This window comes from Rhodococcus sp. NPDC003348, assembly GCF_053589375.1.
Genome location: NZ_JBSFRT010000061.1, coordinates 1 through 12,053, shown reverse-complemented (window position 1 = coordinate 12,053; position 12,053 = coordinate 1). Strand labels below are relative to the sequence as shown.

At 71.5% G+C, this 12,053-nt stretch carries 9 protein-coding genes; all 9 read left to right on the top strand.

Features of this window, described 5'->3' with window-relative positions; translation table 11 throughout:
• Positions 1 to 6: 6 nt before the first annotated feature.
• The 9 genes from ACWDU4_RS26435 (at position 7) to ACWDU4_RS26395 (ending at position 11,853) form a co-directional block, all read left to right on the top strand.
• Entirely contained in the window at positions 7 to 1,944 is a 1,938-nt protein-coding gene (locus tag ACWDU4_RS26435) for a VWA domain-containing protein (RefSeq protein ID WP_450116921.1), read from the top strand.
• 90 nt (positions 1,945 to 2,034) lie between these two features.
• Positions 2,035 to 2,649 (top strand): cob(I)yrinic acid a,c-diamide adenosyltransferase, encoded by a 615-nt coding sequence (cobO, locus tag ACWDU4_RS26430; protein WP_450116920.1) that lies wholly within the window; start codon positions 2,035 to 2,037, stop codon positions 2,647 to 2,649.
• On the top strand, positions 2,643 to 4,037 hold the full coding sequence (locus ACWDU4_RS26425) for a cobyrinate a,c-diamide synthase (protein WP_450116919.1): 1,395 nt from the start codon (positions 2,643 to 2,645) through the stop codon (positions 4,035 to 4,037). Before cobO ends, ACWDU4_RS26425 begins: the two co-directional genes overlap by 7 nt.
• Positions 4,030 to 4,392: a cobalamin biosynthesis protein gene (locus ACWDU4_RS26420; RefSeq protein WP_450116918.1), complete on the top strand. Its 363-nt coding sequence runs from the start codon at positions 4,030 to 4,032 to the stop codon at positions 4,390 to 4,392. Before ACWDU4_RS26425 ends, ACWDU4_RS26420 begins: the two co-directional genes overlap by 8 nt.
• Before the next feature lie 81 nt (positions 4,393 to 4,473).
• Positions 4,474 to 5,688: a uroporphyrinogen-III C-methyltransferase gene (cobA, locus tag ACWDU4_RS26415; protein WP_450116917.1), complete on the top strand. Its 1,215-nt coding sequence runs from the start codon at positions 4,474 to 4,476 to the stop codon at positions 5,686 to 5,688.
• Between the two features lie 11 nt (positions 5,689 to 5,699).
• Positions 5,700 to 7,199, top strand: coding sequence for an MFS transporter (locus ACWDU4_RS26410; protein ID WP_450116916.1), 1,500 nt, complete (start codon positions 5,700 to 5,702; stop codon positions 7,197 to 7,199).
• Positions 7,200 to 7,297: 98 nt separating this feature from the next.
• Positions 7,298 to 8,692: a 3' terminal RNA ribose 2'-O-methyltransferase Hen1 gene (locus tag ACWDU4_RS26405; RefSeq protein ID WP_450116915.1), complete on the top strand. Its 1,395-nt coding sequence runs from the start codon at positions 7,298 to 7,300 to the stop codon at positions 8,690 to 8,692.
• The gene (locus ACWDU4_RS26400) at positions 8,693 to 11,245 is read left to right on the top strand and encodes a polynucleotide kinase-phosphatase (RefSeq protein ID WP_450116914.1); all 2,553 of its coding nucleotides are present in this window, start codon (positions 8,693 to 8,695) and stop codon (positions 11,243 to 11,245) included.
• 77 nt (positions 11,246 to 11,322) lie between these two features.
• A complete protein-coding gene (locus ACWDU4_RS26395) occupies positions 11,323 to 11,853 on the top strand; it encodes a nuclear transport factor 2 family protein (protein WP_450116913.1) in 531 nt (176 codons plus the stop codon).
• The last annotated feature ends 200 nt before the right edge of the window (positions 11,854 to 12,053 follow it).

Below are 12,053 nucleotides of genomic sequence, written 5' to 3'. Positions count from 1 at the left end.
GTCGCCGTGGCGCAACATGATTCGGCCGCCGTGCCGCAACAGGGTTCGGCTGCCGAGCCGGGCTTCCCGTTCAGTGCGATCGTCGGCCAGGACCAGCTGCGCCTGGCGTTGACCCTGTGCGCGGTCCATCCCGGCATCGGTGGCGTGCTGGTCCGCGGCGAGAAGGGCACCGCCAAGTCCACGGTGGTCCGCGCCCTCGCCGCACTGCTGCCCCCGACGTCCTCCGGCACCCCTGCCCGCCTGGTGGAGCTTCCGGTCGGTGCGACGGAGGACCGGGTCGTCGGGTCCCTCGACCTGGAGAAGGTGCTGCGCGACGGCGAGCGGGCGTTCCAGCCCGGGTTGCTGGCCGCCGCGCACGACGGCGTGCTCTACGTCGACGAGGTGAACCTCCTCCACGACCACCTCGTCGACGTGCTGCTCGACGCCGCCGCGATGGGCCGTGTCCATGTCGAACGCGACGGCGTCTCGCACTCCCATCCGGCGAAGTTCGTGCTGGTCGGCACCATGAACCCGGAGGAAGGGGAGCTGCGCCCGCAGCTGCTGGACCGGTTCGGTCTGGCCGTGGACGTCGCCGCCTCCCGCGACGTCGACGTCCGCATGCAGGTGATCCGTCGCCGACTCGACTTCGAGGCCGACCCGGCCGGGTTCGCCGCCCGGTACGCCGCCGCCGACGCAGACACCGCCGGCCGGATCGCCGCCGCACGCGGCGCGCTGGCCGAGGTCGCACTGCCCGACACCGAACTGCGCCGCATCGCGGCCCTGTGCGCGTCCTTCGACGTGGACGGCATGCGCGCCGACCTGGTCCTGGCGCGCACCGCCACCGCGCACGCCGCCTGGCGCGGCGCGACCGAGGTCGCCGAGCAGGATGTGCGGGTCGCCGCCGAACTGACGCTGCCGCACCGTCGTCGCCGCGACCCGTTCGACGAACCGGGCCTGGACCCGCAGCAGCTCGACGATGCGATGCGTGACGCCGACGAGCAGGCCCGGCAGCAACCCGATCCCGAACCCGACCCGGACCCGGACGGTCCCGGCGGCGGCGCCCCGCAGCCCGAGTCCGATGGCGGTGACCCCGCCCCGTCCGACCCGTCGCAGGCCGATGCCCCGGCCCCGCCCGGCCCCGGCACGGCCGGCGAACGCCCGGTGGGGGCGCCGTCCGCGCAGTTCCGGACTCGGCTGCTCACCGTCCCCGGAGTCGGCGAGGGCGCCCCGGGCCGGCGTTCGCGGTCGCGGTCACCGCGCGGTCGCACCGTGCGCGCCACCACCGAACCCGGGCGGGGCCTGCACCTGGTCGGCACCCTGTTCGCCGCAGCCGAGCACCAGGTGGCCCGTGGCCGCCGGGACGGCCGGATGCTGTTGGCGCCCGGCGACATCCGCGGTGCGCTCAAGGAAGGACGCGAGGGCAACCTGATCGTGTTCGTCGTCGACGCGTCCGGTTCGATGGCCGCGCGGGACCGGCTGTCCGCGGTCACCGGTGCGGTGGTGTCGCTGCTGCGCGACGCCTACCAGCGGCGGGACAAGGTCGCGGTGATCACGGTTCGCGGCGCGAGCGCGGAACTCGTGTTGCCGCCGACCTCCTCGGTCGACGTCGCGGTGCGCCGCCTGCACGCGCTGCGGACGGGTGGGAGAACCCCACTCGCGCAGGGCTTCCTGAAAGCCCGTGAGGTGGTGCTGCGGGAGCGGGTGCGTGACCCGCAGCGCCGCGCGATGGTCGTCGCGCTGACCGACGGCCGCGCCACCGGCGGCGCCGATCCGGTGCGGCGGGCGAAGGTCGCGGCCGGGTTGCTCGCGGACGTGTCGGTTGCCGCGGTGGTCGTCGACTGCGAATCCGGGATGGTGCGCCTCGGGCTGGCCGCGGAACTCGCGACGGCGTTGCGCGGCGCCTGCATCCGGCTCGCCGAACTGTCCGCGGAACAGGTCGCCGGCGTCGTCCGTGCAGCCGCCTGATCCCGCCACCCACCCGTGCAGCCGCCTGATCCCACCACCCACCCGGGCCGCAGACTGACCCGACTTCGCTTCCAGTAGAGGAGATTCCGTATGCCAAAGGGTGTCCCCGAGAACATTCCCGACGACGGCCTGACCACTCGGCAGCGCCGCAACGCCCCGGTCCTGGCCGTGCACACCGGCCCCGGTAAGGGCAAGTCCACCGCCGCGTTCGGGATGGCGCTGCGCGCCTGGAATCAGGGTTTCGACGTCGCCGTGTTCCAGTTCGTCAAGTCCGCGAAGTGGAAGGTCGGAGAGGAGGCCGCGTTCCGTGCCCTCGGTGACCTGCACGAGAGCACCGGGGTCGGTGGGCCGGTGCAGTGGAACAAGATGGGTGACGGCTGGTCGTGGACCCGCAAGAAGGGTGACGACGAGGATCATGCCCGCGTGGCGCTGGACGGTTGGCGAGAGGTGGCGCGCCGAATCGCGGCCGAGGAACACAAGTTCTACGTCCTCGACGAGTTCACCTACCCGCTCAAGTGGGGCTGGATCGACGTGGACGAGGTGGTCGACGTACTGGTCAACCGGCCCGGCGCCCAGCACGTCGTCATCACGGGCCGGGACGCGCCGCAGGCACTGATCGACGCCGCCGACCTGGTCACCGAGATGACGAAGGTCAAGCACCCGATGGACGCAGGCCGCAAGGGGCAGCGGGGCATCGAGTGGTGACGGAGCCGGTTGCGCCTGCCGTCGTCATCGCCGCGCCGGCGTCGGGCAGCGGAAAGACCACCATCGCAACGGGTTTGATCGGCGCTCTGAGGGCGGTGGGGGATCGGGTGGCGCCGTTCAAGGTGGGCCCGGACTACATCGACCCCGGCTACCACGGTCTCGCCGCAGGCCGGGTCGGACGCAACCTGGACCCGGTACTCGTCGGTGCCGATCGGATCGGGCCGCTCTACCGCCACGGCAGCGCGGGCTGCGACATCGCCGTCGTCGAGGGCGTGATGGGCCTGTTCGACGGCAAGATCGCCGACCCCGCCCCGGAAGGTGCCGCTGAGGGGTCCACCGCGCAGGTCGCCGGCCTGCTCGGAGCGCCGGTGGTCCTCGTGGTCGACGCCCGCGGGCACAGCCAGTCCCTGGCCGCGGTGCTGCACGGGTTCGCCACGTTCGACCGCGCGGTGCGGATCGGCGGGGTGATCCTGAACCGGGTCGGCAGCCCCCGGCACGAGCAGGTGCTGCGGCAGGCGTGCGAGAGGGTCGGTGTCCCGGTCCTCGGCGTGGTGCCGCGGCTCGCCGAGCTGGCGGTGCCGTCCCGTCACCTGGGGCTGGTCACCGCCGTCGAGCACGGCGGCGCCGCGACCGCCGCGGTGGACGCGATGACCGCGCTGATCGCCCGGCACGTCGACCTGGAGGGCGTGCGGGCGTTGGCGTCGGCGACGGTGACCGCTCCGGCCTGGGACCCGGAAGCGGAGGTCGGGTCGCCCGTCGCGGGCGGACCGGTGGTCGCGGTCGCCGGTGGCGCCGCGTTCACGTTCGGGTACGCCGAACACCGCGAACTGCTGGAGGCGGCCGGTGCCCGGGTGCAGCTGTTCGATCCGGCCCGCGACGCGTTGCCTGCCGGGACGTCGGCGCTGGTGCTGCCCGGCGGATTCCCGGAGGAACACGCGGCCGCGCTCGCGGCGAACACCGCGCTGCTGACCGCGGTGCGGGAGGCGGCCCGCCGCGGAATGCCGATCCACGCCGAGTGCGCGGGCCTGCTGTACCTGACCCGTGCGCTCGACGGACACCCGATGTCGCGGGTGATCGACGTCGAGGCCGGTTTCGGGTCGAGGCTCACGCTCGGCTACCGGGATGCGGTGTCGTTGGAGTCGTCGGTGCTGTTCGAGGCCGGGGAACGGGTCGTCGGGCACGAGTTCCACCGCACCGCGCTCGCCGCGCAGTCCGCCGAGGGCTGGGCGCCGGCATGGGGGTGGCGCGCGGGCGGGGCCGCGAGCCGAGAGGGCTTCGTCGGCGGGGGAGTGCACGCGTCGTATCTGCACACCCACCCGGCGGCGCATCCGGACGCGATCCGTCGATTCGTCTCTGCCGCACGAGAGTTCGAGTTGGCGAATGGGTGACCTGGTGGTCGGAGTCGGCCTGCGTGACGGGATCGGGCCGGAGACGGTGCTGGACGCGATCAGCGACATCGTCGACGATCCCGCCGAGCTGCACGCGCTGGCGACGCTCGACCGCAAGGCGGCCGAGTCCTCCGTGGCGACCGCCGCCGCGGAACTCGGTGTCCCGGTCCTCGGCTTCACCGCCGACGAACTGTCCGCGGTCTCGGTGCCCACCCCGTCCGATCGGGTCGCCGCGGAGGTCGGCACCCCCAGCGTCGCGGAGGCGGCCGCGGTGCTCGGCTCCGGCGGCGGCGACCTGCTCATACGCAAGCGTGCCCGCGATGGCGTCACCGTCGCGCTCGCCCGTACTGTTTGATAACCCGCTCCTGTGAGTCCTGCTGGTCCGCACAGGGGCCACAAGAACCCACAGGCGCGAAGCGCACAAAGGAGAAGTGCAGTGGCAGCAGACGAGACGAACTACCTCGTCGGTCTGAATCTGACCGGCCGCAAGGTGGTCGTGGTCGGTGGCGGCACCGTGGCCCAGCGCCGCCTCGGCCTGCTCGTCGCCTCCGGCGCGAAGGTGCACGTCATCGCCCGCGCCGTCACCCCCGCCGTCGAGGGCATGATCACCGGCGGGCAGATCACCGCCGACCTGCGCGACTACCTCGACGGCGACCTCGACGGCGCCTGGTATGCGATCGCCTGCACCGACGAACCGGACACCAACGCCGCGATCGTCGCCGAGGCAGAGCGTCGCCGCATCTTCTGCGTCCGAGCCGACAACGCCCGCGAGGGCACCGCCGTCACCCCGGCCAGCGCCTCGTTCGACGGTCTCGAGGTCGGTGTGCTCGCCGGCGGCGCGCACCGGCGTTCTGCCGCGGTCCGCACGGCGATCGTCGAGGCGCTGCAGGCAGGCACCCTGATCGACGACGAGCCGCACGCGCCCGGCGTCGCTCTGGTCGGCGGCGGCCCCGGCGACCCGGATCTGATCACCGTCCGCGGCCGGAGGCTGCTGGCGCGCGCCGACGTCGTCGTTGCCGACCGCCTGGCCCCACCGGAACTGCTCGCCGAGCTGGGACCGCAGGTCGAGGTGATCGACGCCGCGAAGATCCCGTACGGCCGCGCGATGGCGCAGGAGGCGATCAACACCGCGCTGATCGAGAACGCGAAGGCAGGCAAGTTCGTGGTCCGCCTCAAGGGCGGCGACCCGTACGTGTTCGGCCGCGGCTACGAGGAACTCGAGGCGTGCGCGGCGGCCGGGGTCCCGGTCACCGTCGTCCCCGGTATCACCAGCGCTATCTCGGTCCCGTCCGCGGCAGGCATCCCGGTCACCCACCGCGGCGTCACCCACGAGTTCGTCGTCGTCAGCGGGCACGTCGCACCCGACCATCCGGACTCGCTGACCGACTGGTCGGCGCTCGCGAAGCTGCGGGGCACCATCGTGATCCTGATGGGCGTCGAGCGGATCGAGAAGTTCGCCGCCGTGCTCGTCGAGGGTGGTCGTCCCGCCGAGACTCCGGTGACCGTGATCCAGGAGGGCACCACCCGGTCCCAGCGCGAGCTGCGGGCGGATCTGGCGACCGTCGCGGCGCGGGTTCGGGAAGAGGGGATCCGGCCTCCGGCGATCATCGTCGTCGGTCCGGTCGCCGGCTTCTCGGTAAACGATCGGTAACGTGGAATCCCGTGTCTGACTCTCGTGCCTCCGAAGCCGCCGTCGTGTCGCCCGGGAAGGCGGCCGCGACCAGCGTGATCGGGCTCGCGATCGTCGTGCTCAGCGGCCTGCAGATGATGGTCGTGCTTGACGGCACGGTCGCGAACCTGGCGTTGGCGCCGCTGCAGCAGGATCTCGGCCTGTCCGACAGCGGCCGCAACTGGGTGCTCACCTCGTACGCGCTGGCGTTCGGAGGTCTGATGCTGCTCGGTGGCCGGCTCGGGGACGCGTTCGGGCGCAAGAAGATGTTCATCGCCGGTGTGGCGGTGTTCACCGTCGCCTCGCTGGCGTGCGGGCTCGCGTTCAACGAGATCACGCTGGTGCTGGCGCGGTTCCTGCAGGGCGCAGGCGCGGCGGTGGCGTCACCGACCGCGCTCGCGCTCGTCGCGACCACATTCGCCGCAGGCCCGGCTCGCAACCAGGCGATCGCGATCTTCGCGGCGATGACCGGCATCGGGTCGATCGCCGGACTGATCATCGGCGGCGCGCTGACCGAGGTGTCGTGGCGACTGATCTTCCTGATCAACGTGCCGATCGGCCTGCTGATCGTGGCGTGCGCGTTCACCGCGCTGCGGGAGACGGCGAGCGAACGTCTCCCACTCGACGTCCCCGGCGCGGTGCTCGCCACCCTGGGCTGCACCGGGATCGTGTTCGCGATGAGCGAGGGCCCCGAGTTGGGCTGGACCAGCGCCGCGGTGATCGGGACCGCGATCGCGGGCATCGTGTTGCTGGTGGCGTTCCTGTTCGTCGAACGCCGGGCGGACAACCCGCTGCTGCCCTTCTCGCTCTTCCGGGACCGCAACCGGGTCGCCACGTTCGTCGCGATCTTCTTCGCCGGCGCGGTGATGTTCTGCGTCGCCGCCTACGTGGCCCTGTTCGTGCAGGACATCCTCGGCTACAGTCCGCTGCGCGCGGGCATGGCGTTCATCCCGTTCGCCTTCGGCCTCGGCGCCGCCGCCGCGATTGCATCGAAGCTGATCGTGCGGATCCAGCCGCGCTGGCTCGTCGTCGCCGGTGCCGTGATCATGGTCGTCGGTCTGCTGTACGGGTCGACGCTCGACGGGTCCGCGACGTACTGGGCCAACCTGTTCGTGCCCGTCATCGGCATCGGGTTCGGTGTCGGCCTCGCCGTGGTGCCGCTGCCGCTGTGCGCGATCGCCGGTGTCGGTTCGCACGAGATCGGACCGCTCGCCGCGATCGCCCAGGTCGCGCAGACCCTCGGCGGGCCGCTCGCGCTCGCGGTGGTCGGCGCGATGGCCACCTCACGGACCCTCTCGCTCGGCGGCGTGAAGGGCTCGGTGTCGGAGATGACCGCGGATCAGATCGTCGCCCTCGGCAACGGCTACACCTTCGCGCTGGTCGGCAGCGCCGTGTGCGCGGCCATCGCGGGCATCGCGGCCCTGTTCATCCGCTTCACCCCGCAGCAGGTCGCGCAGGCACAGGCCGCGGAGAAGGCGGCCCAGCAGGCCTGACGGCCGGTCTCCCCGCCGTCCGGTTCCCGATCGGACACGAGGCGCGCGACGCGGTAATTGCGTCGCGGAAGCGGCACCCCGCCCGTAATGTCCGATCGGTGCACTTCACACTGACCGCAACGGCGACCGCCGAGTTCCCGGACGCCTCGGATCTCGGCCACCTCCTGCACAAGCATCCCGATCGGGTCCAGACCTTCGAGTTGTCGGTGGGCACCGCGACCGTGCTGTACCCGGAGGTGTCCGCGTCGCGGTGCACCGTTGCGCTGCTCCTCGACATCGATCCGGCCGTGCCTCCGCGGGGCTCGTTCCGCGGCGGTACCGACGGATTCGCGCTGGGGCAGTACATCAACGACCGGCCCTATGCGGCGTCCTCGATGCTTGCGGTCGCGATCTCGAGGGTGTTCAAGTCGGCCGTCGCCGGGACGCTGAACTCCCGCCCGGAGCTTCCGCTCTCGCCGGTAGCGCTGACGATCACGGTTCCGGTGACGCCGGCGCGCGGTGGCGCCGACCTGCCCGCCCGGCTGTTCGGGCCGCTCGGCTGGGCGGTCACGGCGACGCCGGTGCCGCTGGACGAGACGATCCCGCGGTGGGGCGACTCGGACTACGTGAGCCTGATGTTGGAGGGCACGCTCCCGGTGTCCGAGGCGCTGCGGCATCTGTACGTCCTGCTGCCGGTGCTCGACGACGTCAAGCACTACTGGGTCGGCGAGGCCGAGGCCGACAAGCTGGTGCGGGTGGCGGGCGAATGGCTCGCCGACCACCCCGAGCACGAGCTGATCGCCGCCCGCTATCTGGCGCACCGGCGTGAGCTGGTGGCATCGGTGACCGACCGCCTCGCCGACGGGGGCGAGACCCCGGTCAGTGAACCGCGGGTGCCGAGCGCGAGTCTGGCGCAGCTGCGCCAGGAGGCGGTGCTGACGACGCTCGAGGACCTGGGTGCGTCCCGAGTGGTCGACGTCGGCTGCGGCGAGGGAAAGCTGCTGCGGGAGCTGCTCGCCCGGCCGGCGTTCACCGAGATCGTCGGTGTCGACGTCGGAGACGCGGCGCTGCGCAGGGCCGAACGGCGTCTCGGACTCGACGATCTGCCCGACCGGCAGCGGGCGCGGATCTCGGTGCTGCAGTCGTCGGCCACCTACCGGGACGCGCGGCTGCGCGGTTTCGACGCGGCCGTGCTGATGGAGGTCGTCGAGCACGTCGACGAGGACCGCCTGCCCGCGCTCGTCCGGTCGGTCTTCGCCGACATGCGGCCGCGGTTCGTGCTGGTGACCACCCCCAACGCCGAGTACAACGCGCTCTACCCGAACCTCGAACCCGGCGGCTTCCGCCATCCGGATCACCGGTTCGAGTTCACCCGAACGCAATTCGAGACCTGGGCCGCCGAGATCACGGACACGCACGGCTACGAGGTCCGCTTCACCGGGATCGGCGACCCCGACACCGCGCACGGCGCGCCGACCCAGATGGCGGTCTTCACGCGAAGGGAGGAGGCGTAAATGAGCGATCTGGAGATACCGGAGCGGAGCGACCTCGAGATACCGGAGCCGTCGCTGGTTGTCCTCGTCGGGATCAGCGGATCCGGCAAGTCGACGTTCGCGGCACGGCACTTCGGCCCCTACGAGGTGATCTCGAGCGATCACTGCCGGGGTCTCGTCAGCGACGACCCCAACTCGCAGGCGGCGACGGCCGACGCGTTCGAGGTGCTCGAGTTCATCGCGGCCAAGCGGCTGCGCGCGGGGAAGCTGACCGTCGTCGACGCGACGAGCGTCCAGCCGGCGGCCCGTCGCGCGCTGGTCGAGCTGGCCCGCTCGCAGGATCTGCTGGCAGTCGCGATCGTGCTGAACGTGCCGGAGCCGGTGTGCGCGGAGCGCAACGCCGCACGAGGAGAGCGCGCATTCGACCGGGCCGTCCTGCGCCGTCAGCACCAGCAACTCACCCGGTCCCTGCGCGGGCTCTCCCGCGAGGGCTTCCAGGTCGTCCACGTGCTCGACGGTGTCGACGCGGTGGACCGGGCGCGAATCGTTCGGCGACCGCTCCGGAGCGACCGCCGCGACCTGCGGGGCCCGTTCGACGTCGTCGGCGACATCCACGGCTGCCTCGGTGAACTCCAAACCCTGCTGACGACAATGGGATACGAGATCGTCCGGGACGAGTCGGGTCGGCCGGTGGATGCGCGCCCACCGGAGGGGCGGACGGCACTGTTCCTCGGCGACTACGTCGACCGCGGTCCCGACGCGCCGGGCGTGCTGCGCCTGGTGATGGGCATGGTCGCCGCCGGTCATGCACTGGCCCTTCCCGGCAACCACGAGAACAAACTGGTCAAGGCGCTGCGTGGACGTAAGGTCTCCGCCACCCACGGACTCGACCGGACCCTCGAGCAGCTCGGGAACGAGACCGAGGAGTTCCGCCGCCGGGTCGCGGAGTTCTGCGATGGGCTGGTCGCGCACCTCGTACTGGACGAGGGACGGCTCGTGGTGGCCCACGCCGGGCTCAAGGAGGAATACCACAACCGGGCGTCGGGCCGGGTGCGCAGCTTCGCCCTCTACGGCGAGACCACCGGCGAGACGGACGAATTCGGGCTGCCCGTGCGCTACCCGTGGGCGGAGGAGTATCGCGGGGACGCGATGGTGCTCTACGGGCACACGCCGGTGCCCGACGTGCGGTGGGTCAACAACACCGCGTGCCTGGACACCGGCTGCGTCTTCGGTGGTGCGCTCACCGCGCTGCGCTACCCGGAACGCGAGGTGGTTTCGGTTCCCGCGCAGCGCGAATGGTATCCGCCGATCCGGCCGTTGCATGTCGCCGACAGTGATCCGCAGGCTCTCGACATCGCGGATATCCTGGGAGTCGGGGGAGTGGAGACGTCGCTGCGCGGACGCGTCTCGGTGCGCCCGGAGAACGCGGCGGGTGCGCTCGAGGTGATGAGCCGCTGGGCGGCGGCGCCGCAGTGGCTGATGTACCTGCCTCCGACGATGGCGCCGTGTGCGACCTCGTCGCTGCCGGGCCTGCTCGAACATCCGGCCGAGGCCTTCGCCGCTTATCGAAAGGCGAAGGTGGACAGGGTGATCTGCGAGGAGAAGCACATGGGTTCGCGCGCCGTCGCGCTCGTGTGCCGTGACGCCGGGGTCGCCGCCGAGCGGTTCGGGGTGGGGGACGGACTGTCCGGGATGGTGCACACTCGAACGGGCAGGCGCATGTTCGCCCCGGAGCGGACCCAGCGACTGGTCGAGATGATCGCCGACGCCGTCACCGCGGCCGGACTGTGGGACGAACTCGGCACCGACTGGCTGCTACTCGACGCGGAGCTGCTGCCGTGGTCGGCGAAGTCGGAAGGCCTGCTGCGGTCGCAGTACGCGGCGGTGGGTGCGGCGGCCCGCACGGACCTGGTGGCGCGGGCGCAGGTGCTGGCGACGGCAGCGTCCCGCGGCCTCGACGTGGCCGCGCTGCAGTCGAGTGTCAACGGGCGCGCGGACGACGTGGCGCAGTACGTCGACGCGTACCGGCGCTACGTCTGGCCGACCGACGGGCTCGACGGCGTGCAGATCGCCCCGTTCCAGCTGCTGGCCACCGAAGGAACCGGATACGCCGACCGCGACCACGGCTGGCACCTCGCAGTCGCGGACCGCCTGGCCGAGGCGGCGCCGAACCTGTTCCGGACGACCCGCCGGATCATCGTCGACACCATCTCTCCGGAGTCCGAGGCGGCCGGTGTCGCCTGGTGGGAGGAGCTGACCGCGGCGGGCGGTGAGGGAATGGTGGTCAAGCCGTTCGCCAACCTGGTGCCCGGATCGCGGGTGCAGCCGGGCGTGAAGGTGCGGGGCCGGGAATACCTGCGGCTGATCTACGGGCCGCACTACACCGAGCCGGAGAACCTCGAACGACTCCGGAACCGGAGTCTCGGTCACAAGCAGTCGATGGCCCTGCGCGAGTACGCACTCGGCCTCGAAGCCGTCGACCGGCTGGTGAAGAAAGATCCGCTGTGGCGGATCCACCAGGCGGTGTTCGCTGTCCTCGCGTTGGAGTCCGAGCCGGTCGATCCCCGGCTGTGAGGCCGCCCGACCGGGCGGCCTCCCGATGAGCGGGAGGGAGTGAATTTTCGTGCGCGGCCCGGTGCGTAACATGCTTCATGAGCGAAAATGCATGGAGCAGAAACGAACTCGAGTCGGCATTCCAGACGTGGCTCACGACGGTGAATCGGGCCGGTTCGGGTGAGGGGAGCTGGCGGGACTTTCTCGAGCTGTTCACCGACGACGTCGTGTATCACGAGCAGATGGCGGGGGTCCTCGAGGGCAAGGAGGGCATCTGGGGTTGGGCCGAGCCCAGCCTGGTCCAGTTCCCCGGCTCGCACACGGTCGCCTTCCCCGAACACTTCCACGTCATCGACGAGGCGAGCGGTGTCATCGTCGCCAAGTGCGACAACGTGATGAGCGACCCGGGTGACGGATCTCGCTGGGCTGCACCGCACGTGAGCATCCTGACCTATGCCGGGAATGGCAAGTTCTCCCGGCAGGAGGACATCTACGACGTCACGAGCTTCCTTGATCTGATCAAGGCGTGGGGCAGACGCGCGATGGAACTGGGCACGTTCGATGCCGCTCAGCGCGGATGGTTCGAACAGGTCTATCCCGACTCGGTCCCGACGTCTGTGTCCGGCTGACAACCCCATCGCCTTGCGTGCCGCCCGCGACCGACAACGGTCGTGGGCGGCACGTGGATCTCGCGCAGGCGTCAGGCGTCGGTCGCGCTCTGTCCGGCGCGGCGTCCGAAGAAGCTGCCGTCACCGAGGGAGGCGCCGCTCGCGTAGCCACCGGCGCAGACGCCGGACGTGCAGCGACCGGCCGCGAACAGGCCCGGAAT